The organism is Halomicrobium sp. IBSBa (assembly GCF_017612575.1).
Taxonomy (GTDB): Archaea; Halobacteriota; Halobacteria; order Halobacteriales; family Haloarculaceae; genus Halomicrobium.
The window spans coordinates 182,221-207,282 of record NZ_JADPQC010000003.1; the positions used below are offsets into that span (position 1 = coordinate 182,221).

21 protein-coding genes and 1 tRNA gene are annotated in these 25,062 nt (G+C 65.7%); 15 read left to right on the forward strand and 7 right to left on the reverse strand.

What is annotated here, in order from left to right; translation table 11 throughout:
* The first annotated feature begins 337 nt into the window (after positions 1–337).
* From IL252_RS10470 to IL252_RS10490, 5 genes are all read left to right on the forward strand, one after another.
* Positions 338–2,410, forward strand: coding sequence for a PrkA family serine protein kinase (locus IL252_RS10470; protein ID WP_170094214.1), 2,073 nt, complete (start codon positions 338–340; stop codon positions 2,408–2,410).
* Positions 2,410–4,692, forward strand: a complete 2,283-nt coding sequence (locus IL252_RS10475) for a PrkA family serine protein kinase (RefSeq protein ID WP_208627955.1) — start codon at positions 2,410–2,412, stop codon at positions 4,690–4,692. The genes IL252_RS10470 and IL252_RS10475 overlap by 1 nt, the downstream gene beginning before the upstream one ends.
* A complete protein-coding gene (locus IL252_RS10480; RefSeq protein ID WP_208627956.1) occupies positions 4,683–5,999 on the forward strand; it encodes a YeaH/YhbH family protein in 1,317 nt (438 codons plus the stop codon). The genes IL252_RS10475 and IL252_RS10480 overlap by 10 nt, the downstream gene beginning before the upstream one ends.
* Positions 5,996–7,987 carry a SpoVR family protein gene (locus IL252_RS10485; protein ID WP_208627957.1) on the forward strand — a complete coding sequence of 664 codons (1,992 nt, stop codon included), beginning with the start codon at positions 5,996–5,998 and terminating at the stop codon, positions 7,985–7,987. Before IL252_RS10480 ends, IL252_RS10485 begins: the two co-directional genes overlap by 4 nt.
* A 124-nt stretch (positions 7,988–8,111) precedes the next feature.
* On the forward strand, positions 8,112–9,563 hold the full coding sequence (locus tag IL252_RS10490) for a DASH family cryptochrome (protein WP_208627958.1): 1,452 nt from the start codon (positions 8,112–8,114) through the stop codon (positions 9,561–9,563).
* A gap of 196 nt (positions 9,564–9,759) precedes the next feature.
* Here the strand turns inward: IL252_RS10490 and IL252_RS10495 are convergent, their stop codons facing one another.
* A complete protein-coding gene (locus tag IL252_RS10495; protein ID WP_208627959.1) occupies positions 9,760–11,733 on the reverse strand; it encodes a long-chain fatty acid--CoA ligase in 1,974 nt (657 codons plus the stop codon).
* A gap of 176 nt (positions 11,734–11,909) precedes the next feature.
* On the opposite strand from IL252_RS10495, the gene IL252_RS10500 reads away from it, so the two are divergent.
* From IL252_RS10500 to IL252_RS10520, 5 genes are all read left to right on the forward strand, one after another.
* Positions 11,910–12,749 (forward strand): NOP5/NOP56 family protein, encoded by an 840-nt coding sequence (locus IL252_RS10500; protein ID WP_208627960.1) that lies wholly within the window; start codon positions 11,910–11,912, stop codon positions 12,747–12,749.
* On the forward strand, positions 12,746–13,387 hold the full coding sequence (locus tag IL252_RS10505; RefSeq protein ID WP_208627961.1) for a fibrillarin-like rRNA/tRNA 2'-O-methyltransferase: 642 nt from the start codon (positions 12,746–12,748) through the stop codon (positions 13,385–13,387). Before IL252_RS10500 ends, IL252_RS10505 begins: the two co-directional genes overlap by 4 nt.
* Before the next feature lie 25 nt (positions 13,388–13,412).
* Complete coding sequence (locus tag IL252_RS10510) at positions 13,413–14,495, forward strand: glutamate--cysteine ligase (protein ID WP_208627962.1); 1,083 nt, start codon at positions 13,413–13,415, stop codon at positions 14,493–14,495.
* 288 nt (positions 14,496–14,783) lie between these two features.
* Positions 14,784–15,395, forward strand: a complete 612-nt coding sequence (locus IL252_RS10515; RefSeq protein WP_208627963.1) for a winged helix-turn-helix domain-containing protein — start codon at positions 14,784–14,786, stop codon at positions 15,393–15,395.
* 62 nt (positions 15,396–15,457) lie between these two features.
* Positions 15,458–15,946, forward strand: a complete 489-nt coding sequence (locus tag IL252_RS10520) for a phosphopantetheine adenylyltransferase (protein WP_170094226.1) — start codon at positions 15,458–15,460, stop codon at positions 15,944–15,946.
* 62 nt (positions 15,947–16,008) lie between these two features.
* Here the strand turns inward: IL252_RS10520 and IL252_RS10525 are convergent, their stop codons facing one another.
* Positions 16,009–16,320, reverse strand: a complete 312-nt coding sequence (locus tag IL252_RS10525) for a transcription initiation factor IIB family protein (RefSeq protein ID WP_153553354.1) — start codon at positions 16,318–16,320, stop codon at positions 16,009–16,011.
* 94 nt (positions 16,321–16,414) lie between these two features.
* On the opposite strand from IL252_RS10525, the gene IL252_RS10530 reads away from it, so the two are divergent.
* A complete protein-coding gene (locus IL252_RS10530; protein WP_208627964.1) occupies positions 16,415–16,933 on the forward strand; it encodes an MOSC domain-containing protein in 519 nt (172 codons plus the stop codon).
* A gap of 33 nt (positions 16,934–16,966) precedes the next feature.
* Positions 16,967–17,050: transfer RNA gene (locus IL252_RS10535), tRNA-Leu, on the forward strand.
* A 106-nt stretch (positions 17,051–17,156) separates the two neighbouring features.
* Here IL252_RS10535 and IL252_RS10540 read toward each other — a convergent pair.
* Positions 17,157–18,182: a sensor histidine kinase KdpD gene (locus IL252_RS10540; RefSeq protein ID WP_208627965.1), complete on the reverse strand. Its 1,026-nt coding sequence runs from the start codon at positions 18,180–18,182 to the stop codon at positions 17,157–17,159.
* Between the two features lie 303 nt (positions 18,183–18,485).
* Positions 18,486–18,713, reverse strand: coding sequence for a hypothetical protein (locus tag IL252_RS10545; RefSeq protein ID WP_018256071.1), 228 nt, complete (start codon positions 18,711–18,713; stop codon positions 18,486–18,488).
* A 96-nt stretch (positions 18,714–18,809) separates the two neighbouring features.
* Between IL252_RS10545 and IL252_RS10550 the strand changes: the two genes are divergently transcribed.
* The 3 genes from IL252_RS10550 (at position 18,810) to IL252_RS10560 (ending at position 21,490) form a co-directional block, all read left to right on the forward strand.
* Positions 18,810–19,820, forward strand: a complete 1,011-nt coding sequence (locus IL252_RS10550; RefSeq protein WP_208627966.1) for a nicotinate-nucleotide--dimethylbenzimidazole phosphoribosyltransferase — start codon at positions 18,810–18,812, stop codon at positions 19,818–19,820.
* 72 nt (positions 19,821–19,892) lie between these two features.
* On the forward strand, positions 19,893–20,702 hold the full coding sequence (gene dacZ, locus IL252_RS10555) for a diadenylate cyclase DacZ (RefSeq protein ID WP_153553351.1): 810 nt from the start codon (positions 19,893–19,895) through the stop codon (positions 20,700–20,702).
* Positions 20,702–21,490, forward strand: coding sequence for a mechanosensitive ion channel domain-containing protein (locus IL252_RS10560; protein ID WP_208627967.1), 789 nt, complete (start codon positions 20,702–20,704; stop codon positions 21,488–21,490). Before dacZ ends, IL252_RS10560 begins: the two co-directional genes overlap by 1 nt.
* Here IL252_RS10560 and IL252_RS10565 read toward each other — a convergent pair.
* The 3 genes from IL252_RS10565 to IL252_RS10575 are packed head-to-tail and all read right to left on the reverse strand — an operon-like array spanning position 21,487 to position 25,006.
* A complete protein-coding gene (locus tag IL252_RS10565; RefSeq protein ID WP_208627968.1) occupies positions 21,487–23,028 on the reverse strand; it encodes a class I adenylate-forming enzyme family protein in 1,542 nt (513 codons plus the stop codon). The genes IL252_RS10560 and IL252_RS10565 overlap by 4 nt on opposite strands.
* Positions 23,022–24,059, reverse strand: coding sequence for a mandelate racemase/muconate lactonizing enzyme family protein (locus IL252_RS10570; protein ID WP_208627969.1), 1,038 nt, complete (start codon positions 24,057–24,059; stop codon positions 23,022–23,024). The genes IL252_RS10565 and IL252_RS10570 overlap by 7 nt, the downstream gene beginning before the upstream one ends.
* Positions 24,056–25,006 (reverse strand): 1,4-dihydroxy-2-naphthoate polyprenyltransferase, encoded by a 951-nt coding sequence (locus IL252_RS10575; RefSeq protein ID WP_208627970.1) that lies wholly within the window; start codon positions 25,004–25,006, stop codon positions 24,056–24,058. The genes IL252_RS10570 and IL252_RS10575 overlap by 4 nt, the downstream gene beginning before the upstream one ends.
* Positions 25,007–25,062: the final 56 nt, after the last annotated feature.

The window sequence follows — 25,062 nt, forward strand, 5'->3', positions numbered from 1 at the left end:
ACCCACGCGGGTCGACCTACTTACGTAATCGTACTTTCTCGATGACAAATATTGGAATTAATGGCGACTCTGGTGGCGATCGAGACAAGGATTATATGTCTGTATCACCCATACGTTAAATAGTATCGGAAACGGTTCGATCAGCGATATGGTACCAATGCCCAGAACGGCGGTGTTCGTTTCGGCCATTGGTACGTATACACATGGCACGAAAAACCAACAGACGCCCGGACCGCCGGTCCGAGCGTTCCAGTACTGTTGACCCGAACGGTTCCCGAGACACCGGTTCCGGCACGGCTGACGGCGTCGTCAGCGTTCGACCACACGCTGTGATAGTATGACAGGCACCAAAGAATCACTCGAGGAGCTGAGCAGAGAGTACCAGGATTCCATTCCGGCGGATCTCCGGACGACTCACTCGTTCGACTGGTACCTCGACGAGCTGTACGACCACCCCACGATCGCTCGCAACGCCCACCAGCGCGTCGCCGACATGTTCGACTACTACGGCACCGAGTACGACGAAGATGCCGGCGTCGTCGAGTACAAGCTCGCCTCCGAAGACCCGATCAACGACGGCGAGAACACCTTCTACGGACGTGTCGTCCACGAGGCGATGCACGAGTTCGTCAACAAGGTCAAGTCGGGGGCACGCGGGCTGGGGCCAGAGAAGCGCATCAAGCTGTTGCTGGGACCGGTCGGCTCCGGAAAGTCCGACTTCGACCGACAGATCCGACGGTACTTCGAGGACTACACGCTCCGGGACGACGGCCGGATGTACACGTTCCGGTGGACGAACCTCTGTGACGTGATCGACGATCAGGACCCGGCCGACGACGTGGTCCGATCGCCGATGAATCAGGACCCGATCGTCCTGCTACCACAGAAACAGCGCGACCGCGTCATCGAGGACATCAACGAGGAGCTGGACGCTCCCTACACGATCCGCAACGAGCAGTCGCTCGATCCGGCCAGCGAGTTCTACATGGATCGGTTGCTCGCCCACTACGACGACGACCTCGAATCGGTCCTGGACAACCACGTCGAGATCGTCCGCTTCATCGCCGACGAGAACCAGCGCCAGGGGATCGAGACGTTCGAACCCAAGGACAAGAAAAACCAGGACGAGACCGAGCTGACCGGCGACGTGAACTACTCGAAGATCGCGATCTACGGCGAGAGCGACCCCAGAGCCTTCGATTACTCCGGAGCGTTCTGCAACGCCAACCGCGGTATCTTCTCCGGCGAGGAGCTGTTGAAGCTCCAGCGAGAGTTCCTCTATGACTTCCTGCACGCGACCCAGGAACAGACGATCAAGCCAAAGAACAACCCTCGCATCGACATCGACCAGGTGATCGTCGGCCGGACGAACATGCCCGAGTACCGGGACAAGAAGGGCGACGAGAAGATGGAGGCGTTCAACGACCGGACCAAGCGCATCGACTTCCCGTACGTGCTGGGCTACGAGGACGAGGCCAGGATCTACCGGAAGATGCTGCGCAACGCCGACCTACCGGACATCCAGGTCGAACCCCACACCCTGGAGATGGCCGGTCTGTTCGGCGTCCTCACCCGGATCGAGGAACCGGACTCAGAGACCGTCGACATGCTCCAGAAGGCCAAAGCCTACAACGGCGAGATCGGCGAGGCCGAGGACGTGGACGTGAAGAAACTGCGCGAGGAGGCCGCCGAGACGGCCGATATCGGCGAGGGGATGGACGGCGTCTCGCCGCGGTTCATCGGCGACGAGATCGCCGAGGCGATCATGGATTCGATGCACCGCAGCCGGCAGTTCCTCTCGCCGCTGACGACGTTCAATCACCTCGAAGGAAATCTGGAGAACCACGGATCGATCCCCGAAGAGGAGTTCTCGACGTACTACCGCTACCTCGAACTCGTCCGCGAGGAGTACAAGCAGCGAGCGATCGAGGACGTGCGCCACGCGCTGGCCTACGACGTCGACGAGATCCAGCGCCAGGGCGAGAAGTACATGGATCACGTCATGGCCTACATCGACGACGACACCGTCGAGGACGATCTCACCGGCCGCGAGCAGGAGCCAGACGAGCAGTTCCTGCGCGGCGTCGAGGAGAAACTCGACCTGCCGGAAGACCGCAAGGACGACTTCCGCCAGGAGGTGAGCAACTGGGTCTCGCGGCGCGCACGCGAAGGGGATACGTTCAACCCCCAGGACAACGACCGCCTGCGTCGCGCCCTGGAACGCAAGCTCTGGGAGGACAAGAAACACAACATCAACTTCTCCGCGCTGGTCTCCAGCGGCGAGATGGACGACGACGAGCGCAACGAGTGGATCGACGCGCTGATCGAGCAAGGTTACTCCGAGGAAGGGGCCAAGGAGGTGCTGGAGTTCGCCGGTGCGGAGGTCGCCAAAAGCGAGATGGAAGAGTGATGAGCGGCGAGGACTTCATCGGTCGGGCGAACGAGGCACTCGACAGCACCTACGAGGAGCCCGTGAGCCTCGCGGCCTTCCTCGATCGACTGTTCGAACGGCCTGCACTGGCCTCTCACGCCTCGAAGTACCTGCTCGACGCTATCGAGGACGCCGGCACCAGAACCGTCATCGAAGAGGGCGAGCGAAAGGATCGCTATCGGTTCTTCGACGATCCCCACAACGACGGCGAGCACGCCATCCTGGGCAACACCGAGGTGTTGAACAAGCTCGTCGACGACCTGCGATCGATCGCGGCGGGCCGGGGGAAAGACGAGAAGATCATCTGGCTCGAAGGGCCGACGGCCACCGGGAAATCGGAGCTCAAACGCTGTCTCATCAACGGGCTCCGCGAGTACTCCCGAACCGACGAGGGGCGGCGCTACACCGTCGAGTGGAACGTCGCCGGTGCCGGCGGGAGCGACCGGACGCTTACCTACGGCGACGACCCCGTGGCGGACGAAGACGACTGGTACGAGAGCCCGGTCCAGGTCAATCCGCTCACGGTGTTCCCACAGGACGTGCGTCGCGATCTCCTCGCGGCGCTGAACGAGCGCCTCGACGACCACGTCACGCTGCGCTCGGAGGGCGACCTCGATCCGTTCTCGCGAGAGGCCTACGAGTTCCTCGAAGAGCAGTACCGCCGCGAGGGGGTCGAGGACCTCTTCTCTGCGGTCACGAGCCCGGAACATCTCCGGGTGAAGAACTTCGTCGTCGACGTGGGCGACGGCATCGGCGTCCTCCACTCCGAAGACGAGGGCTCGCCCAAGGAGCGACTCGTCGGCTCGTGGATGCACGGAATGCTGCGAGAACTGGACTCTCGCGGGCGCAAGAACCCGCAGGCGTTCTCCTACGACGGCGTGCTCTCGCAGGGCAACGGCCTGCTGACGATCGTCGAGGACGCGGCCCAGCACGCCGACCTGCTCCAGAAGCTGCTGAACGTCCCCGACGAGGGCCACGTCAAGCTGGACAAGGGGATCGGGATGGACATCGACACGCAGCTGATCATCATCTCGAACCCCGACCTCGAAGCCCAGCTCAATCAGCACGCCGACCGCGAGGGACAGGACCCGCTGAAGGCACTCAAGCGCCGCCTCGACAAACACGAGTTCACGTACCTGACGAACCTCTCGCTGGAGGCAGAGCTCCTCCGTCGTGAACTCACCAACGAGACGACGGTGTGGCAGGCCGACTCCTGGGAGGAACTGGAGACGTGGATCCAGGAACCACTCACGGTCGCCGTCCGGGACAGTGCGAACGACGTGACCGACGTGGAGCTGGCTCCCCACACCCTCGAAGCGGCGGCGATGTACGCGATCGTCTCCAGACTCGACGCGACGGACCTGCCGGGCGGACTCGACCTCGTCGACAAGGCGTTGCTGTTCGACCGTGGCTACCTCCGGGAGGGCGACGACCGGATCGCGGCCGAGGAGTTCGACTTCTCCGACGCCGCCGCCGACGGTGAGGGCGGGATCCCCGTGACGTTCACGCGGGACGTGATCGCGGACCTGCTGCACGAACCACAAGACCGCCACCACGCCGAGTTACCGGTCGAACGGGTTCTCATGCCGCGAGACGTGCTCAACCGGATGGCCGAACAGCTCGACAGCGCCCCGGTGTTCTCACCGACCGAGGCCAGCGAGTTCGAGGAGCGCGTGGTGCCGGTCAAGAACCACGTCTTCGCCGAACAGGAACGGGACGTGCTCGATGCGATCATGCGAGACAAGCGCGTCGACGAGTCGACCGTCGAGGAGTACGTCGAACACGTCTACGCCTGGGAGTCCGACGAGCAAATCGAGAACGAACGCGGCGAGTACGAGGAGCCGGACCCGCTGAAGATGAAGGTGTTCGAGATCGAGCACCTCGGCCGTTTCGCGGAGGACAACTACGATGGCAACGAGCCCGACGACGCCGTCAGGTCGTTCCGGACCGAGAAGATCATCACGGCGCTGAACCGCCACGCCTGGCAGTCCCGCGACGAGACGTTCCGCGTCGGCGACGTGAACCCCAAGGAGATCCCCGTCGTCCAGACGGTGCTCGGGAGCCACGACTGGGCCGACGTACGGCGGGCCTACGAGGACTTCGACCCGCGCCAGTGGGACAACCCACCGAGCGGGACCGAGACGGCCGATCTGAAGGAGACGACGATCGAGAACATGCGCGATCTCTTCGACTACAGCGCGGCGTCGGCGGAGCTGACGAGTCGCCACGTCATGAGCCAGGTGAGTTACAAATGGGACTGAGAGACGACCTCGAACGGTACCGCGAAGTCGGCGAGCAACGCCGGCAGGACCTCGCCGAGTTCATCCAGTACGGCGACCTCGGCCAGAGCCGTCAGGACTCGGTGAAGATCCCGATCAAGATCGTCGACCTCCCCGAGTTCGAGTACGACCAGCGAGACATGGGCGGCGTCGGTCAGGGTCAGGACGGCCAGCCCCAGCCCGGCGATCCGGTGGGCCAGCCCCAGCCAGACGACGACGGCGACGAGGACGGCGAGCCCGGCGAGGACGGCGGCGACCACGAGTACTACGAGATGGATCCCGAGGAGTTCGCCCAGGAACTGGACGAGCAACTCGGACTCGATCTCGAACCGAAGGGCAAGCAGGTGATCGAGGAGGTCGAGGGCGACTTCACCGACATCACCAGGTCTGGCCCCTCCTCGACGCTGGACTTCGAGCGGCTGTTCAAACAGGGACTCAAGCGAAAGCTCGCGATGGACTTCGACGAGGCGTTCGTCCGCGAGGCGCTGAAAGTCGACGGCTGGGGGCCGGCGACCGTCTTCGAGTGGGCCCGCGAGCAGCACATCCCCGTCTCGAAGGCCTGGATCGAGGAGGCCTACACCGAGTTGCCGACCGACGAGAAGACGGTCTGGGACAGCATCGACGAGATGACCGACGCAGTCGACCGGGAGAGTACCGCCAACCGGATCCGACGGGAGGGCGTCGACCAGATCCCGTTCCGGCGGGAAGACGAGCGATACCGCTACCCGGAGATCGAGGAGGAGCGCGAGAAGAACGTCGTCGTCGTCAACATCCGGGACGTGTCCGGGTCGATGCGCCAGAAGAAACGAGAACTGGTCGAGCGGACCTTCACGCCGCTGGACTGGTACCTCCAGGGCAAGTACGACCACGCCGAGTTCGTCTATATCGCCCACGACGCCGACGCGTGGGAGGTCGACCGCGACGAGTTCTTCGGCATCCGCTCTGGCGGCGGCACTCGCATTTCCAGCGCCTACGAAGTGGCGCTCGACCGTCTCGAAGCGGCCTACCCCTGGGCCGACTGGAACCGCTACGTGTTCGCAGCCGGCGACTCCGAGAACTCCTCGAACGACACCGAGGAACACGTCATCCCACTGATGGAGGAGATCCCGGCGAACCTCCACGCCTACGTCGAGACCCAGCCGTCGGGCAACGCGATCAACGCGACCCACGCCGAGGAAGTGGAGCGTCACTTCCGCGGGACCGACGACGTGGCCGTGGCCTACGTCTCCAGCCCGGAGGACGTGACCGACGCGATCTACGAGATCCTGAGCACGGAGGACGAATCATGAGCACCGACGACCACATCCGCAAACAGCGCGTCGCCGCCGAACTCGAAACGTCAGTCGACGAGGCGGCGAATCTGGCGAAGAAACTCGGTTTGACCCCCTACCCCGTCAACTACTGGATCGTCGACTACGACGAGATGAACGAGCTGATCGCCTACGGGGGGTTCCAGCAGCGGTATCCACACTGGCGGTGGGGAATGGCCTACGACCGCCAGCAAAAGCAGGGGCAGTTCCTCGGCGGGAAGGCCTTCGAGATCGTCAACAACGACAACCCTGCCCACGCCTTCCTCCAGGAGTCCAACGAGCTGGCCGACCAGAAGGCCGTCATCACCCACGTCGAGGCGCACGCCGACTTCTTCGCGAACAACGACTGGTTCGGACTGTTCGCAGACGATCCCGAGGCCGCGGCGATGCTGGGACGCCACGCCGAGACGATCGAGGAGTACATGCAAGACCCCGAGATCGACCGCGCCGAGGTCGAGAAGTGGATCGACCACGTCCTCTGTCTGGAAGACAACATCGACCAGCACCAGCCCTACGCGCCCGTCGACGGCGAGGACCGGCCCGACGAGGAGGATCTGGCGGAAGTGGCCGACCAGCTCGGCGATCTCGAACTCTCCGAGGAAGTCCGTCGCCAGGTGTTCACCGAGGAGTGGCTCGACGCCCAGCGCGAGGACGACGAGCCGATCACGTTCCCCGAAGAGCCACAGAAAGACGTCCTCGCGTTCCTCCAGACCCACGGGATGCAGTACGACGCCGACGGCGAGAAGGCCGTCGAGATGGCTGACTGGCAGTCGGACGTACTGGAGATGCTCCGCCGGGAGGCCTACTACTTCGCTCCCCAGAAGATGACGAAGGTGATGAACGAGGGATGGGCGAGTTATTGGGAATCTGCCATGATGGCGGGCGAGCAGTTCGCCAGCGCCGACGAGTTCGTCCTCTACGCCGACCACATGTCGAAAGTCCTCGGGTCTGGCGGGCTCAACCCCTACAAGCTCGGCCTCGAACTGTGGACGTACCTCGAAAACAGCGAGAACCGTCGGGAAGTCGTCGAGCGACTGCTCCGCGTCGAGGACGTGACCTGGCGGAACTTCCACGACGTGATCGACTTCGAGCGGGTCCAGGACCTGATCGCGCCCGATCCAGCGGTGACCGACGTGCCCGCCAGCCTCGACGACCTCGACCCCGACGATCCGCGGGTCGACGCCGACGCGCTCGCTCGCGCCCGCGACGGCGAGATCGACGTCGAGACCTACCCGTGGAAGGTCCTGACCGAAGCGGGGATGGCCGAACGCCACTACTCGCTGGTCAAGCCACAGTACCGCGGGTTCGTCTCGCGCATCAGCCAGTCTGAACTGGAGCGCATCTCGCGGTACATGTTCGACGACACCCGGTACGAGAGCGTGGCCGACGCCCTCGCGGACGTCGACTACGCTCGGGGCTGGGAGCGGATGCGCGAGGTTCGCGAGAGCCACAACGACGTGACTTTCCTCGACGAGTTCCTCACCCAGGAGTTCGTCGACGAACACGACTACTTCACCTACGAGTACACCCACTCCTCGGGTGACTTCCGTGCGACCTCGACGGCCGCCGAAGACGTGAAAAAGAAGCTGATGTTGCAGTTCACCAACTTCGGCAAGCCGACGATCACCGTCGCCGACGGCAACTACCGCAACCGCAACGAACTCCTCTTGACCCACCAGTACAACGGCGTCGTACTGGACCTCGAACAGGCCACGGAGACGCTGAAACGCGTCTTCGAACTCTGGGGACGGCCGGTCAATCTCCTGACCATCGACAAGGAGTTCGACGAACACGACGTGGAGGTCGCGCGCCGACGCGACCAGGAACCAGAGCCCGAGGAGGTCGGCAAGCGCCTGCGGTACGACGGCGAGGAGGTCACGATGCAGGAGGTCGACTGGTCCGAGGTCGAACACCTAGACGCCGACGACATCGACTACGACACCAAGCCCGACGAGTGGCTGTCGTAGCGCTCCGGGCCGACGAGTCTCCGCGAGATCGTCCTTCTTCGTGCAGTTTTCCACCCGTTCGGCCGACCGGACACCTACGCTGTTATCCATTGGTACCAGGCCGGTAGCGGCCGTTGGCTGTGTCATGAGCACCGTTCTCGTCTGGTTCCGCCGTGATCTGCGCTGTCACGACAACGCGACGCTGCGACGCGCCGTCGCCGAGGCCGACACCGTCGTGCCGCTGTACTGTCTCCCGGACCGACTGACCGGTGAGGGGATGTTCGGGCTCGACAAGGTCGGCCCCCATCGGGCGCAGTTCCTGATCGAGAGCCTCGCGGACCTGCGCGAGTCGTTACGAGACCGGGACGGCGAACTGTACGTTCGCAGCGGTGACCCCGGAACGGTCGTCCCCGAGGCCGCTGCGGAGTTCGACGCCGACGCGGTCTACTGGCAGGCGCTCCCGGGTCCCGAAGAGCGAGCCGAAGCAGGCAGCGTTCGGGCGGGGCTGGCCGACGCCGGGATCGGCTTCGAGACGTTCTGGACGCACACGCTGTACCACCGCGAGGACCTCCCCAGGCCGCCCGACGAGATCGAGGACACCTTCACGCCGTGGAAGGATCGAACCGAAGCGAAGGCGACCGTCCGACCGCCCAAACCGGCCCCGGAGTGGGTACACGCCCCCGACGGGGGCCGTCGCGCCACCAGCGGTGCCGACGACCTCCCCACGCTCGCGGAGTTCGGCTTCGGCGAGGACGAGGCTGCAGTCGACGACCGCGGCGTCCTCGACTGGACCGGCGGCGAGACGGCGGGGCTGGATCGCGTCGCGACGTACGTCTGGGAGCGCGACTGCCTGCGGGAGTACCGCGAGACGCGCAACGGGCTCGTGGGTGCCGACTACTCCTCGAAGTTCTCGCCGTGGCTCTCCTTTGGCTGTCTCTCGCCACGCCGGCTCCACCGCGAGGTCGAGCAGTACGAGACCGACCGAGTGGCCAACGACTCGACGTACTGGCTCGTCTTCGAACTGACCTGGCGGGACTTCTTCCAGTACCAGCTCGCGAAGTACGGCGCGAAGTGGTTCCAGCCCGGCGGCATCCGCGAGCGGGACGACATTCGGTGGCGGCGCGACCGAGAGCAGTTCGAGCGCTGGGCGCGTGGCGAGACGGGGATTCCGTTCGTCGACGCCAACATGCGCGAACTGAACGCGACGGGCTACATGAGCAATCGCGGTCGCCAGAACGTCGCCTCGTTTCTCGCGAACAACCTCCGGATCGACTGGCGGCTCGGAGCGGCCTACTTCGAGTCGCGGCTGGTCGACTACGACGTGGCCTCGAACTGGTGTAACTGGGCGTACCAGTCACAGGTCGGCAACGACTCGCGAGACAACTACTTCGAGATCGTCGGGCAGGCGACGCACTACGACCCCGAGGGGGCGTACGTCACTCGCTGGTGTCCAGCACTGTCGGCACTCCCGCCGGAGTACGTCCACGAGCCCTGGACGATGAGCGAGCGCGAGCAGGCCCACCACGGCGTCGAACTGGGGATCGACTACCCCGCGCCGATGATCGACCTCGAAGCGTCGTACGAGAAGCTCCGGTGACGGCCGCCGTCGAGCCAGCTCGAACTGACAGTGTCAGACGGATCGTCGTCGCTCCTGACCGGATCACCTGCCGCGGTCGTGCGGTCGACCGGGCAAGCGGCGACACTTCTCGGTCTCATACTGTCGGCTGTACCTTCGTGAAGATCTTCGCCACCCCGGGGTGGCGAAATCGGTCACAGATGTACAGCCGGTCGTCTCAGTCGTCCATCGTGACGGGCTCTTCGTAGATCTCCGAGAGGCGGTCCTCGAAGGCCTTCCTGATGTTGCGTCGCTTCTTCTTCATCGACGGCGTCAGGAGGTCGTTCTCTGCGGTCCACTCTCTGGGAACCAGCACGAACTTCTTGATTTTCTCGACTTTCTCTAAGTCCTCGTTGACCTCGTCGACGGCCTCCTGGATCCACTCGTGGACGCGGTCGTCGTCACACATCTCGGCCTCGCTGTCGGGCAGGTCGATCCCCTCGCGGTCGGCCCACCGACGCAGCTGCTCGAAGTTCGGGACGAACATCGCCGCGACGAACTTCTGGTCGTCGCCGACGACCATCGCCTGTGCGACGCGGTCGCTGGTCGAGAAGGCGTCCTCGATTGGCTGGGGAGCGACGTTCTTGCCCGTCGAGAGGACGATCACCTCCTTGAGGCGGTCGTGGTAGATCAGGAAGTCGTCCTCGGTCTGCTCGACGATGTCGCCGGTGTGGAACCAGCCGTCGGGCTCGAAAGACTGGGCGGTCTCTTTCTCTCGGTTCCAGTAGCCGTCGGCGACGTTCGGTCCCCGGACCAGCAACTCGCCCACGTCTCGGCTGGTCTCGAAGTCGTCCTGATCGACGACGTGGGTGTCGAGCTTGACTTCCTCGTCGACGACGGGAACGCCCATCGTCCCCGGTCGCACGTCTTCGGGCGGGTTGACGCTGACGACTGGGGCGGTCTCGGTGAGGCCGTACCCCTCGACGATCGTGAGGTCCATCCCGAGGAACGTCTCGCACAGCTCCTTCGAGAGGCTGCCGCCGCCACTGACCATGAACTCGATGTTGCCCCCGAGGTTCTCCTTGAGCTGGCTGTAGACAAGTCGGTCGCTGATGCCGTGTTTCAGGCGCAAGAGCGGCCCGGGATCGTCGGTCCGGGCCCACTCTCTGGCCACGTCGGTCGACCACTCGAAGATGCGCTCTTTGATCGGCGACTCGCTGGCCTGATCGCGCATCCGATCGAAGATCCGCTCGTAGACGCGGGGGACGCTCGCACCGGTGTCGGGCCTGATCAGCTTGATGTCGTCGGCGAGCGTGTCGGGGTCCTCAACGTAGCCGACCGTCGCACCCGCGGCGAACATCACGAAGTGGCCGGCGAGCCGTTCGAAGACGTGTGCGAGCGGCAGGAAGGAGATCGAAGTGGTGCCCGGAGAGAGCGTCGGGTGCTCCGGGTCCTTGTCGGGGCGGGGGGCGAGTCGCTTGTACACCTGGTTGACGTTCGAGCGGAAGTTTCTGTGGGTGAGCTTGACGCCCTTCGGCTGCCCGGTCGTCCCGGACGTGTAGATGAGGCTCGCGAGGTCCGACGGAGAGCGCTCTTCGAGCCAGGACTGGTAGCGCGCGTCGTCGTAGGCCTCGGCACCGATCTCGTGGAGCTCGCCCAGCGTGTACACGTCGTCGCGGTCGGTGTCGTACTCGTCGATGGTGACGATAAAGGAGAGGTCGAGTCGGTCTTCGACTTCGAGGAGCCGATCGAGCAGCGCCTCGTTCTCGACGACGACGGCGTCTGCGCCGGGATCGCTCAGGAGGTACTTGACCTGACGCGGGGAGGACTCGGTGTAGACCGTCGTGACGATGCCGCCGGCCGCAAGCGCCGCGAAGTCGGACAGCGCCCACTCCATACGCGTACTGGAAAAGAGGCCCACGCGCGTGTCGTGGTCGACGCCGAGTTCGCGAAAGCCCGCCGCGAGGTTGTGGACCATCGACTGCATCTCGTCGTAGGTGATCGAGGCGTACTCTCCGTCCGGAGCCGCCGGCATCACTGTGGGTGTCAGCGAGCGGTCGTAGGTGCCGCCCTTGTACAACTGGGCGGTCCTGTCCGCGTTTCGCTGTGCGGTGGCCTCGAACAGCTCCGGGATCGTCGTGTCGGCGACGACCTCGTCCGAGTACTCTCGCTCCGCTTCACGCCACGACGGCACCGTTCTTGACCCAGCCATGAGACACAAATACACGGTCGACCGTGATATAAATAGGGGCGTATAACTGCCTCGGCGTTCCCGCTCGTTCCCGTTGTTCGGTGTTTACTGTCGCCTCTCCGAAAGGCCCAGCTGCTCGCCCGCGATCGACGGGACCGACCGCGCCTTTTAACGCGGCGGCCCTGCAAACACGCTCCATGACTGACGGGTGGTTCGCCGGGCTCGATCCCGACGACGACGAGGCAGCGGTCGCCGCGATCCGCGAGGACAGCGCCGACGAACCGGCCGAGTGGCCGCGGCTGGCCGTCGACGCTGGATTCGCCGAGGACACCGACGAGTACTACGACCGCCTGCGCGCCGCGACGACGGCGGCCGCGGAGCAGGCCGTCCAGGAGCGAGAGGGTGCCGACGACCGCCAGCTCGTCCACGCCGTGCGGTCGATGGCCGACTGCGAACGGACGGCAAACGAGCTGGCAGAGCGGGTCGCCGAGTGGGGCGAGAGCCGCTCGGCCGACGCTGGCAGTGGGGTCGAGTACGCCCGCGAGCTGGCCGCGAGTGAGCCGTCGGATCCGGCCGGGGAGAGGGTGCAGTCGCTCGCCCAGCGGGTGGTCGACCTCGACGAGGAAGCCGACCGTCTCAGAGCGTACATCGACCGGACGGCTCCCGAGGTCGCGCCGAACCTGGCGGCACTGGCCGGGCCCGTCCTGGCCGCTCGCCTCGTCTCGCTGGCCGGCGGGCTCGAATCGCTCGCGAAAAAACCGAGCGGGACGGTGCAGGTCCTGGGTGCCGAAGACGCACTGTTCGCGCACCTCCGGGGGTCGGCCCCCTCGCCGAAACACGGGATCATCTTCACTCACGAGGCGGTTCGGGGGACCCACCCGGACCACCGCGGGTCGGCCGCCCGCGCGCTCGCGGGCAAGCTCACCATCGCCGCACGGATCGACCACTACAGCGGCGACCTGCGGCCAGATCTCCAGGCGGAACTCGACGAGCGCATCGAGACGATCCAGTCCCGAACGGGAGGTGACGGCGAGTGACGCTCCCGGACGGCGTCGAGCGCCACGACTTCGACGGGGAGACGGGACTGGCGACGCGGGGCGAGCCGGTGTACGGCGAGGCGACCGACGGTGCGTGGCGACGGTGGGACCCCGACCGCTCGAAGCTCGGGGCGATGCTCGCACTCGGGATGGAGACCGGTCTGACCGGCGGCGAGACGGTGCTCTATCTCGGTGCCGCCGCCGGGACGACCGTCAGCCACGTCGCGGACTTCGCCGGACCGACCTACGCCGTCGAGTTCGCGCCACGGCCGGTCAGGGACCTGCTCGACGCGGCGGCACCGCGACCGAACCTCTTCCCGCTGCTGAAAGACGCTCGCGAGCCCGACTCCTACGCCCACGTCGTCGAACCGGTCGACGTGCTCGTCCAGGACGTGGCGACGCGCGGCCAGGCACTCGTCGCCAACCGCAACGCACGCTTCCTCCGCCCGGACGGACGACTCTTGCTGTCGATCAAAGCTCGCAGCGAGGACGTGACCGCCGATCCAGCGGCCGTCTTCGAGGACGTGCTGACGACGCTCGAAGAGCGCTACGAGATCGATGCCAGCGAGTCGCTGACACCGCACCACGACGATCACCTCGGCGTCGTCGCCCGCCCTCGGCGTGACGGAACGTTTTAACGCCCGGCAACCGACACTGTGACCGATGGAGGAGACGGGTTCCGCCGCCGCGTTCGACCGGATGGGCACGCTCGGGATCGAAGAGGAGTTCTACGTCGTCGACGAGTACGGCCGGCCGACCGCAGGGTCGGACGAGCTGGTCTACGAGAGCGACCCGCCGACGATCCTCGACGGACGGCTCGACCACGAACTGTTCAAGACCGTCGTCGAGACCCAGACGCCGACACTCGACGGGCTCGGTGACGCACGATCGGCTCTGGAAGACGTTCGCAACGCATTGATCGATCACGCCGAGGCCAACGGCTTCCAGATCGCGGCGGCCGGACTCCACCCGCTCGCGAAGTGGCGCGAACTCGAACACGCTCAGAAACCCCGCTACCGCTCCCAACTGGATCGCATCCAGTACCCACAACACCGCAACACGACGGCGGGGCTGCACGTCCACGTCGGCGTCGACGACGCGGACAAGGCCGTCTGGATCGCCAACGAACTCCGCTGGCACCTCCCGCTCGTGCTCGCGCTGTCCGCGAACTCGCCGTACTGGAACGGCTACGACACCGGGCTCGCGTCCGCTCGTGCGAAGATCTTCGAGGGGCTCCCGAACACGGGCATGCCGACCGCGTTCGAGTCGTACGCGGCCTACGAGCAGTTCGAGCGCCGGATGGTCGAGACCGACAGCATCCGCGACCGGGGAGAACTGTGGTTCGACGTGCGACCACACTCCGGGCACGGCACCGTCGAAGTCCGGACGCCGGACGGCCAGCGGAACCCCGAGTACGTGCTCGCCTTCGTCGAGTACGTCCACGCGCTGGTCGCGTCCCTGGCCGACCAGTTCGAAGACGGTGCCTCGGGAACCGACACCCGGCGAGAGTACCTGGACGAGAACAAGTGGCGAGCGATGCGCCACGGCCACGACGCCTCGCTGCTCACCCGAACGGGGTCGACGGCTCCGCTGGGAGAACTGGTCGACCGGGAGTGTGACCGGCTCGACGTCGACGGCCTCCGGACGCTCTACGACCGCGAGAGCGGCGCGAATCGCCAGCGCCGCCTCCGAAAGCAAAGCGTCGCCACTCTCGCAGACGATCTCGTTTTGCAAAAGAACGCGTAATTGGGTACTACCCCCACTCCACGTCACTTCGAACCCGTTGCGGGCATCCCGGTGACGGCCGGGTCACCACGCCGGCCGAACGTCCACCTGCGGTGTACCATCCCATGCCACACCGCTACCGCTACATTGTGGGGTATATGGTAAATAGTTTCCGAGATATCTCGTCCGCGATAATGGCGGGGGGTATCAGCCATTCTTTAAGTGATATCCGTACAAAAGATATTTTGACCTTCCAGAAAGGACCCAAGCTTTTAGTGCGCTGGCGACTTCCGTCCTTCTAGAAACGACATGACGACAGACGACACATCCGACGATCACGAGGACACGGACGACGACTTCGGCGAGGACCCGTTCGACGACGATCCCTTCGACGAGGAACTGGACGACGACGTAGACGTGCGCGAACGGCTGGAAGAGGAGGCCGACCGCGCCGTCGAGTCCTTCGACGAGGGGATCGTCGACCTGCTGTCGTGGGTGCTGGACACGGAGACTCGGGCACGGATCTACGTCCACCTCCGGCAGCGCCCCGACAGCACCAGCGACGAGATCGCAGAGGGGACCGGACTGTACCCGAGCACCGTCCGAGAAGCGCTCGCGGAACTCCACGAGGAGGGGAAGGTCACCCGCCAGAAACGCGAGAGCGACGGCGCGGGGAACAACCCCTACGAGTACGCTGCGATGGCACCCAGCGACCTCGTGACGGACGTGGTCGACGAGGTCCAGTCGGAGCTCAACACCGTGTTCAATCTCGACGACTACCTGGGCGGGCGCGACGACGACACCGAAGACACCGAGACCGATCCGGTCACCATCAGCGTCAGCGACGAGACCGACGACGAGACCCCTGACGACGAGACGGCCGACAGCGACGACGAAACGGCCGCTGACGACGACGAGTAGCCACCTCGTCTCGTACTGCCGGAGTCGAAGCCCCTAAATCGAGAGCCCTTCTGCCACGTTGTATGAAGGTCGCGCTGGGTGGGACGTTCGATCCGATTCACGATGGTCACCGCGCGCTGTTCGAGCGTGCGTTCGAACTGGGCGACGTGACGGTCGGGCTGACCAGCGATGATCTCGCGCCCGAGCTTCGGGACGAAGACCGCTACGTCCGTTCTTTCGAGGAGCGCCGCCAGGACCTCGAGGAGGAACTCGCCGACTTCGCCGCGGAGTACGACCGCGAGTACGACGTTCGAGAGCTGACGGAACCGACCGGCATCGCCACCGAACCCCAGTTCGACGTACTGATCGTCTCTCCCGAGACCGAGACCGGTGGCAAGCGGATCAACGAGATCCGGAGCGAGCGTGGCCACGACACGCTCGACATCGAAGTCGTCCCACACGTCTACGCCGACGACGACGAAGTGATTTCGAGCACGCGGATCGTCCGCGGCGAGATCGACCAGCACGGCAACGTCACGCCCGACCGGGACGGTCGCCCGGAACGGGCCTGATGCTGCCGGCGTGCGATTCTGTATCCGACCGAATCTTCACAGACGAGATTCCGAGGGCACGATCACCAGTCCGGCGCGTCCAGCCCGGCGTCTTCGAGCAGTCCTTTCCACCGCTGTTGAATCGTCAGCCGAGACACGTCCGCCGCGTCGGCGACGGCGCGCTGTGACCGCTCCTGTCCGCTGACCAGCGCACCGACGTAGAGGCTCGCCGCCATCACCGCACGCTTGGAGCGCTCCTCTTCGACCGGCATCGACGAGAGAAACAGATCGACCGCTCGGGACCGTGCCGTCCCCTCCAGGTCGAGTCGATCTGCCGTCGCTTCGAGATTCTCCAGCCACTCCTCGTGTTCCCGCCGGTCGCTCGCGCGGTACATACACCGGCGTTGGCCCCGATCGAACTTAAACGCTCGTCGGTGCCTCGGTTCAATTGTTACTATACTATATCCGTCACCCGACCGACGATCCACTATGCCGACGGTCAGCCAGCTCTGGACCGCACCCGACGCGGGCGAACCGATGGAATCGCACGACACGCTCGATGCTGTCGCCGACAGCGGTCTCCGCGGCGACCGGTACTTCACCGGCACGGGCCACTACGCGCCCTACGACGTGTGTCAGGTGACCCTGGTCTCTCGCGAGGCACTGACACACATTCGCGAGGCGTTCGACATCGACTTGCTCGACGGCCGTCACCGACGCAACGTCGTCGTCGACGGCGTCGACGTGGGCGAACTCCTCGACACGCAGTTCCGGATCGGCGACGCCGTCTTCGAAGGGACCCGACGCCGGCCGCCCTGTGCCCACGTCGAAAAGATAGCCGACGAGGCAGGCGTCGCGCGTGCTCTGGGCGACGAACGCGGCGGTATCTGTGCGGACGTTGTCGAGTCCGGAGCCATCGCCGTCGACGACGATCTCACCGTCGTCGAACGGCTCGACGACCCGGACTCGCTGGCCGACGCCATCCGGGACCGCGCCGGAGAGCGTTAAGTACTTGAAGCGGTCGGGAATAGCCACTCTTGAGCGCGGGTAGCCAAGCACGGAAAAGGCGTAGCGCTTAGGACGCTATCCCGTAGGGGTCCGCCGGTTCAAATCCGGTCCCGCGCACTGACCGAATTTTTCGAGCGGAGCGAGCAAACGAAGGAGAGAGCGGGCCGGATTCGAACACCAGAAGACGAACGGAGAGGTGACTCGCCTCGTTCTCGGTTCGAAGCTACGGCCGCGGTTCTGGAACCGGGAACCGGAACTCGAAGACAGTGCCCTCTTCGCCGGTCTTCGAGAGGGCGACGGAGCCGTCGTAGCTGTCCGTGATCTCGCTGACCAGATAGAGCCCCAGTCCGTGATCGCTCACCTGTGGTCGGTCGAACAGCGTCGCCAGTTTGTGTTCTGGAATCCCGTCGCCGTTGTCTTCGATCGTGACGACGACGGAGTCGTCGACGCTCTCGATGTCGACCACGATCTGCAACGATGGGGTCTCGTTGTGCTCGACCGCGTTTCTGAAGATGTTGGCGAAGATACGCCCCGCCAACTCGTCGGCCCGGACGTAGTAGTCTTCCTGGCATCGCAGCTCGACGTCGATGTCTGGACGTTGATCGCGCACCTTCTGGATCTCGTTTCGGACGACGTTCGTGAGGTTCGTCTCCGTCAGTTCTCGGCTGTCTTCGATCGTACTGAGTAGCGCACGTACTTCCTGGATGACGGTCGTTATCTCTTCGCCTTGCCTGTGGACGCGTTCGATCCTCTCGTCGTCGGGATCGATGGGTTCCGCGGCGTCCATCAACACCGACGTGTTCCCGGTGATAACCTGCGCAGAGTTGAGTACCTCGTGGCGCAAAATACCGTTCATCTGGTCGATCAGGTCTCGCTGCTTTTCCATGTGTTCCGCGCGAAGCGACTCGCGTTCTGCAGTCAGTGTGCTGACGACCACCCGAACCTGTGCGATCCCGACAACGAGGCCGATGCCGAAACCGACCGCGAGCGACCAGCGGATCCAACTCACGAGTATCCAGGTACTCTCTGTCGAGATCGAGGCCATGAGGACGACGTTGAACACGAGAAAACAGATCCCACCGGTCAGCCAGTACAGCTTGATCGTCGAGCACTGCTCGGTCGAAAATCCGCGCCGCCGTGACCACCGCGATCCGTAGATCATTCCGAGACAGGACGGGACGACTGTGAGGATGCCGACAATATACTTCGGCGTGAGCAGTACCGGCGAATCCAGTGCGTAGAGAGACACTGGCTCGACTGTCGTCCACACCAACAGCAGAAGTGCTGTAAGGCTAATCACATCGACGGCGTTAGAACGCGGCTTCGTCCCCAGATACCTCTCTATCACGTCCATCTATCTATCAGTGAGTCACAAAAGAGTCGTAGATGTTATCGATCGAAATAACAGCCCGGTCGACGACTCACGCCAAGGCCAGCCACCGGTTGGATGAACTATCGAAACGAGATAATACCTCTCGATTCGGACAGTGTATTTGCGCGCCACCGCACACAGCTATCGCACGGGGAGACTGACCTCCTGCTCTCTGCGACCTCAGGGTTTGTGTGTGAAGATGACGACGTTGCCGTCGTCGATGGTCGTACAGAGGTCGAGATCCATGTCCAGATTGAGCGACGTGAACTCGTTCTTGCAGACGACCATGTCGTCGAACGGCTCTTCGCAGGCCGGGCACGCGACGGCGGTCGTGTTCTGGTACGACGAGATCGCGTCGTTGTCTTCTCGGGGGGTCAGCGACGAGACGAGTTCCTCGAAGTCCTCCATACTGATGCGGGCGGTGGCCGCGACAATAAATTGTGGGGCGAACCGACTCGGCCGTAACCGACGCGTTCAAGTCCGCCTGCGCCGGGAACTGTTGCAATGAGTACAGACGGTGGCATGCGACTGGTCCTCGTCGCTGGTTCGACACGGACGGCCGAGATCGACGGTATCTCTGCGGCCGGGGCCGACGAATCGCTGCTGGCACACACACCCGCTGCCGACGCCGAGATCGTGCGCTACGGCGATGTCGTGCGAGCGCCAGCGGTCCCTCAGAGCCCGACCGGCTGTCTCACGCCCGCCGTCGTCACGCGTGCGGTCGTCGAGTTACTGGACCTGGACGTGACTGTGGTCGACGGCGGGCTCGCCGAGCCGAGCGGTGCGCCGACGGTGACGGTCGGCGCGAGGCCGGGCCGAGACGTTCGCGAACAGGACCCGGTGCCGTCGGCACCGGGCGCGTTCGAGGCGGCCCGGCAGTTCGGCCGCTCGCTGCCCGCCGACGAGGTCGTGATCGGCGAGACGATTCCGGGGGGGACGACGACGGCACTCGGCGTCCTGCGGGCGCTTGGCGAGCGCGGCGTGGTCTCTTCGTCGCTTCCAGAGAACCCGATCGATCAGAAGGAGTCCGTCGTCGAGGAGGGACTGACCGCGAGTGCGCTGGAGCCCGGCGCGGCGGCCGACCAGCCAAAGCGGGCTGTCCGCCGGATGGGCGATCCGGTACTGGCCGTCGCCGCGGGGGTCGCGATCGGGGCGATCGAGACCGGGCGAGCGGTGACGCTGGCCGGCGGGACCCAGCTGGCGACCGTGGGCGCGCTCTTGCGCCACGTCGGCATCGAGGGGCCGCTGTCGCTGGCGACCACGTCTTTCGTCGACGACGATCCCTCGGCCGACGTTCGCGGACTGGCGGCGGATCTCGACCTCGACCTGACGGTGACCGATCCGGCGTTCGATCGGGCAGACCACGTCGCGATGGAGCGGTTCGTCGCGGGCGAGGCCAAGGAGGGCGTCGGGATGGGCGGTGCGCTGGCGCTGGCCGATCGGGCCGAACTCGATCCGGCGGTGGTTCGGGATCGGATCGCTGCGATCGCCGACGACCTCGCGTTCGAGCCTTGACGGCGGACAGCCATCTGACGCGCGTCTGACGGCCAGCAAACCTTTTTGACGCACCCCAGTAAAAGAGAAACGATGAGCGCGTTGCGCGAGTTCCTCGACGACATCGTCGCCGACACCGACGCGGTGTTTCTGTTCTCTCCGAGCGCGTCGCTGTACCAGTCGTTCGAGGACGACGACACCGAGGTCGTGGTAATCGCTCCCGAAAACACGGTCGACGCGGAGACGTTCGTCGAGTTGCCCCTGGAGTTCACCGACATGGCCGACCGGATCCGCTTCGGTGTCGAAGGTGCGCTCGAACAGGAGTACGTCGAGGAGGACGCCGACGTGGTCTGTATCGGAGACGTGTTCGACGACACGCCGGATTCGATCGTTCGCGTCCAGGTCGCCGAGTTTTCGCCCTCCGGCGTCTACGGGCTGTTCGTCAACTCCCGGGCGGAGCCGTCGGTCATCAACGACGTACTGGACGTGGCCGTCGAACTCGGGAAGAAAGGACAGAAGGGCAAGCCGGTGGGCGCGCTGTTCGTCGTCGGCGACGCCGGGAAGGTGATGAACAAGTCCCGCCCGCTGTCGTACAATCCCTTCGAGAAGTCCCACGTCCACGTCGGCGATCCGATCGTCAACGTGATGCTCAAGGAGTTCTCCCGGCTCGACGGGGCCTTCGTCATCTCTGATGGTGGCAAGATCGTCTCGGCCTACCGGTACCTCGAACCGTCCGCCGAGGGCGTCGACATTCCGAAAGGACTGGGCGCTCGCCACATGGCTGCCGGTGCGGTCACCCGAGACACCAACGCCATCGCGATCGTCCTCTCGGAGAGTGACGGACTCGTCCGGGCGTTCAAGAGCGGTGAGTTGATACTCGAGGTCGATCCGGAGGAGTACTGATGCAGCTCGACTGGCCGGCGATCGTCCGCAGTCTGTTCTCGCGTGAGGCCGTGACGGCGGTCGCGATCAGTATCCTCGTTCTCGGGGTGTTGCTGGCGTATCTCGCGTGGCGGTACATGCACTACTTCCTCAGCGACGCCGGCATCGACGAGGCCGTCGAGGGGACGGCGTTCGAGCGGACGGCCCAGCGGTTCGGAACGTCGACCGTCGGGCTGATCGCCACCCTCGTCGGCATCTCGCTCTACATCGCCGCGATGATGCTCGCGGGGGCCGTCTCACAGCGGTTCCGGGACGTGTCGCTGTGGTCCCCGTTCGTCGCCTACCTGCCGAACCTCTTCGTGGCGCTGTTTGCCCTCATGATCGGGCTCATCGCCGGAGACAAGGCGAAGCTCTCGGTCAGCGAGAAGTTCCGGAGCATCAAGCTGCCGGAGGCGGAACTGCTCCCCGAACTGGTCAAGTACAGCATCATCTTTCTGGCCGGACTCGTCGCGCTCGGCCAGCTCGGGGTCGCGACGGAGGCACTGTTGATCGTGCTCGCCGCCTACGCGTTCGGTCTCGTGTTCCTCGGCGGACTGGCGTTCAAACAGCTGCTGTCGGCCGGGGCTGCGGGCGTGTATCTCGTTCTCAGCCAGCCGTACAGCATCGGCGACGAGGTCCGTATCCAGGGCCAGCGTGGTATCGTCCAGGAGGTCGACATCTTCGTCACTCACATCGAGAGCGAGGGCGAAGAGTACGTCGTCCCCAACGATCAGGTGTTCGCTGGCGGGATCGTCCGGATCCGCGACTAGTCGTTCTCCGACCGGCCCAGCAGGTCTCGCAGTTGTTCTCTGTCGACCGTCCCCGACTGTGTCCTGGGCAGTGCATCGACCAGCGTGACGGTCTTCGGGACGGCGAAGTCCGCGAGATCGTCCGCGACTGCCTCGATCACCGCAGGAGCGGTGAGTTCGTCCGTCGCGGGGACCACCGCTGCGGCCACGCGCTGGCCCCACTCCTCGTCCGGAGCGCCGACGACCGCCGCGGTTTCGACGGCCGACAGTCGCTCGATGGTGCGTGCGACGCGTGCCGGGCGGACGTTCTCGCCGCCGGTCACGATCATGTCGTCGACGCGGCCGACGACGAAACAGCGGCCGTCGTCGTCGCGGTAGCCCAGATCTCCCGTCCGGAACCCCCACTCGTCGAAGGCGTCTGCCGTCTGGCTCTCGTCGAGGTAGCCCGGCGTCACCGTCGGTCCCGAGACGACCAGTTCGCCCACTTCGCCGGGCTGGCACGGATCGCCGTCGTTCAGGACGGCGACAGACGTGCCGTCGAGGGGGCGGCCGACGGTCTCGGGCCGGGCGAAGGCCGCTGCCGGCGTCGCGGTCGTGATCTGTGACGCCGTCTCCGTCGTTCCGTAGGTGGGGTACACTGGCACCCCGGCGTCCCTGCAGCGCTCGATCAGCGCCGGCCGTGCGGGTGCCCCGCCGAGCAGGACGAACCGGAGCCCGTCGGCCGGCCGCCACCCCTCGTCGAGGAGCCGCGTGAGCATCGTCGGGACCAGCGAGACGCCGGTGATCGACGCCGCCGAGAGGACGCGTGCAGTCTCGCTCGGGTCGAACGACCGCTGTAGCACTGTCGTGGTGCCGTACAGCGTCGAGCGGACGAGCGGGGCCAGCCCGCCCATGTGGTACATCGGCAGACAGACGAGCCAGCGGTCGCTCGCCGAGACGCCGAGTCGGTGGGCCGAGCCGACGGCGCTGGCGACGAGGTTCCCCCGCGTCAGCCGGACCCCTTTCGGTGTGCCGGTCGTCCCGGAGGTAAAGAGGACGAGCCGATCGGTACTGGCGTCGGCTTCGGCGGGCGGCCCGACGGGTTCGGTCGGTTCGAGGCGTCTCACGTCTTCGGACGACGGCTCCGCGATCGAACAGACGGTGGCATCCGAAGGGGCGACCGCGCGGGCCGTCGACTCGGTGGCGGGCGAACAGAGCACCGCATCGACACCCGCCGTGGTGGCCTGGCGCGCGACGGTCTCGGTCGCCTCGCGGACGTTCAGCGCCACTGCGACACCGTTCTGGCGGGCGATCGCGAACAGCGCCGTCGCGAACGCCGGTCCCGTCGGGAGCACGAGCCCGATCCGGGGCGCTGGCTCGTCGACGAGCGCCGCCAGCCCGCCACGCCACGCCTCGACTCGGCTGTCGAACTCCGCGTAGGTCCACGTGTCCCCGCCGTCCGTGTCGATCAGCGCCGTCGCGTCGGGGGTCGCCCTGGCACGCTCGCGCAACAGGTCGTTCGACCGTTCGGGGAGCGGGTTCTCGACTGGCCACTCCTCGGGACCGGGCAGTCTCACCATCCGACCTCCTCGGGATCGATGCCGAGACCGTCGCCCTCGGGGACGGCGATGCGGCCGTCGTTCACCGGAGCCGGATTGTCCGTCAGGTCGTCTGCGAGCGCGTCGGCGGTCGCGAGCCCGCAGGGTTCGACGGCCGGAATCGCGGCCGCGACGTGGACCGCAGCCGCCCGTGCGACGGCGGCGTCGATCGTCGTCGTCACTATCGGCTCGATACCCGACTCTCGGGCCCGCATCGCGATCGTGTGGGCGTTGCCGGGGCCGCCAAGCACCATCGGCTTGAGGATCACGGCGTCGACGTCGGTGGCCAACACCGCTGCGGCCGTGTGCTCGCAAAAGCCCTCGTCGATGGCAACGCCGACGGTCTCGTTCCCGAGGGCTGCGTGGCCGTCGAGATCGGTGGCCGGCAGCGGTTGCTCGACGTAGGCGACGCCCAGCGGGGCGAACGCCTCGAACGCCCGGCGGGCGCTGTCTCGGTCCCACGCGCCGTTGGCGTCGACTCTGATCGTCACGTCGTCTCCGACGGCAGCACGGACCGCCCGCACGCGCTCGACGTCGTCTGCGACCGAGCGGACGCCGGCTTTCAGCTTCAGGCAGTCGAACCCGTCGTCGACCGCCGCTCTGGCCGCCCGCGTCGTCTCCTCGACGCTCCCGTCGCCGACCGTCGCGTTCACCGGTACCGAACCGGTCCCGGCGTCCGGATCGAACCAGCGGGCGAGGGACACGCCGTCGGCGCGGGCGTCGGCGTCGAGCAACGCCGTCGCGACGCCGTGGCGCGCCGCCGGCACCGTCGCCGCGTCCAGTTCCAACAGCGCCGCGCTGTGGCCACGCTCCGCGTAGGTCTCTAGGGCCGTCGTCAGCGCCGCCTCGCAGTCGTCGAGCGACTCCGTCCAGCCGGGCAACGGCGTCGCCTCGCCGACGCCGACGGTTCCGCGGTGCTCGAATCCGACGACGAATCCCTCCCGGGACTCGATCCGGCCGTGAGCAGTCGACAGCGGCGTCGTCAGCGGGAGTGTGAATCGGTTCAGTGTCATGCTGTCAGTGCGAGGCCGAGGGCGAACAGTACCGAGTGGACGAACACCGTCTGACCGACCCGTTCGAGGGCCGGGTTGAGCGCCTCACCGTCGGTGCGACGAAGGACCGTCTTCGACACGGAGGCCGCGAGCGGCAGCGAGAGCAGCGGGGCCAGCGCCGGGAGGCCGAACGCGTCGTCGAGAGCGAAGCCGATCGGGACGACGTAGGCCATCCCCACGAGCGCCAGGAACTCCAGTCGGCTGAAGCGGTAGCCGAACATGACTGCGAGCGTTCGCTTGCCGGCCTCGGCGTCGGTCTCGCGGTCGCGAATGTTGTTCACGACGAGAATCGCCGTCGAGAGGCCCGCGGCGGGGAGGCTTGCCACCACCGCCGTCGCGAGGCCGACCTCGGGGGGGAGCCACGTCGGGAACAGGCCGACATCGCTGGTGGCCACCGCCTGGACGTAGTAGGTGCCGGTGACGGCCACGACGCCGAAGTAGACGAACACGAACAGATCGCCCAGTCCCCGATAGCCGTAGGGGTAGGGGCCGCCGGTGTAGAGGATCCCGGCGGCGATGCTCGTCAGGCCGACGACGAGGATCGGCACGCCACCGACCGCGACGAGGTAGACGCCGACGACCACCGCGAGTCCGTACGTGGCGGCCATCGCGTACTTGACCTGTCGGGCGGGGATGAGACCGCCCGCGGTCACTCGCGTAAAGCCCTCTCGGTCGTCCGTATCTGCCCCGTTGACCGCGTCGTAGTAGTCGTTCGCGAAGTTCGTCCCGATCTGGAGGAGCAGCGCCCCCGCCAGCGCTGCCAGCCACGGAAGCGACGCGAACACGCCGTCGTGGAGTGCCAGTCCGGCCCCGACGATCACGGGTGCCGAACCGGCCGGCAACGTCTGCGGGCGGGCGGCCATCACCCAGGCTCTCCGTTTGGACACGTCCGCCGTCGCCGTACTCATTGCTCCGTACTCGGGCTGGGAGGCCCAAAGCGACTGCGGTTCGATCGAGTCGGGAG

Excerpts from the sequence above, each read along its gene's own strand:
- IL252_RS10565 (WP_208627968.1), bottom strand. The coding sequence starts at position 23,028 with ATGGTGAGACTGCCCGGTCCCGAGGAGTGGCCAGTCGAGAACCCGCTC.
- IL252_RS10480 (WP_208627956.1), top strand. The coding sequence starts at position 4,683 with ATGGGACTGAGAGACGACCTCGAACGGTACCGCGAAGTCGGCGAGCAA.
- IL252_RS10525 (WP_153553354.1), bottom strand. The coding sequence starts at position 16,320 with ATGTACCGCGCGAGCGACCGGCGGGAACACGAGGAGTGGCTGGAGAAT.
- IL252_RS10530 (WP_208627964.1), top strand. The coding sequence starts at position 16,415 with ATGCCGACGGTCAGCCAGCTCTGGACCGCACCCGACGCGGGCGAACCG.
- IL252_RS10495 (WP_208627959.1), bottom strand. The coding sequence starts at position 11,733 with ATGGCTGGGTCAAGAACGGTGCCGTCGTGGCGTGAAGCGGAGCGAGAG.
- IL252_RS10575 (WP_208627970.1), bottom strand. The coding sequence starts at position 25,006 with ATGAGTACGGCGACGGCGGACGTGTCCAAACGGAGAGCCTGGGTGATG.
- IL252_RS10490 (WP_208627958.1), top strand. The coding sequence starts at position 8,112 with ATGAGCACCGTTCTCGTCTGGTTCCGCCGTGATCTGCGCTGTCACGAC.
- IL252_RS10520 (WP_170094226.1), top strand. The coding sequence starts at position 15,458 with ATGAAGGTCGCGCTGGGTGGGACGTTCGATCCGATTCACGATGGTCAC.
- IL252_RS10510 (WP_208627962.1), top strand. The coding sequence starts at position 13,413 with ATGGAGGAGACGGGTTCCGCCGCCGCGTTCGACCGGATGGGCACGCTC.
- IL252_RS10470 (WP_170094214.1), top strand. The coding sequence starts at position 338 with ATGACAGGCACCAAAGAATCACTCGAGGAGCTGAGCAGAGAGTACCAG.
- IL252_RS10550 (WP_208627966.1), top strand. The coding sequence starts at position 18,810 with ATGAGTACAGACGGTGGCATGCGACTGGTCCTCGTCGCTGGTTCGACA.
- IL252_RS10515 (WP_208627963.1), top strand. The coding sequence starts at position 14,784 with ATGACGACAGACGACACATCCGACGATCACGAGGACACGGACGACGAC.
- IL252_RS10485 (WP_208627957.1), top strand. The coding sequence starts at position 5,996 with ATGAGCACCGACGACCACATCCGCAAACAGCGCGTCGCCGCCGAACTC.
- dacZ (WP_153553351.1), top strand. The coding sequence starts at position 19,893 with ATGAGCGCGTTGCGCGAGTTCCTCGACGACATCGTCGCCGACACCGAC.
- IL252_RS10475 (WP_208627955.1), top strand. The coding sequence starts at position 2,410 with ATGAGCGGCGAGGACTTCATCGGTCGGGCGAACGAGGCACTCGACAGC.
- IL252_RS10545 (WP_018256071.1), bottom strand. The coding sequence starts at position 18,713 with ATGGAGGACTTCGAGGAACTCGTCTCGTCGCTGACCCCCCGAGAAGAC.
- IL252_RS10500 (WP_208627960.1), top strand. The coding sequence starts at position 11,910 with ATGACTGACGGGTGGTTCGCCGGGCTCGATCCCGACGACGACGAGGCA.
- IL252_RS10560 (WP_208627967.1), top strand. The coding sequence starts at position 20,702 with ATGCAGCTCGACTGGCCGGCGATCGTCCGCAGTCTGTTCTCGCGTGAG.
- IL252_RS10570 (WP_208627969.1), bottom strand. The coding sequence starts at position 24,059 with ATGACACTGAACCGATTCACACTCCCGCTGACGACGCCGCTGTCGACT.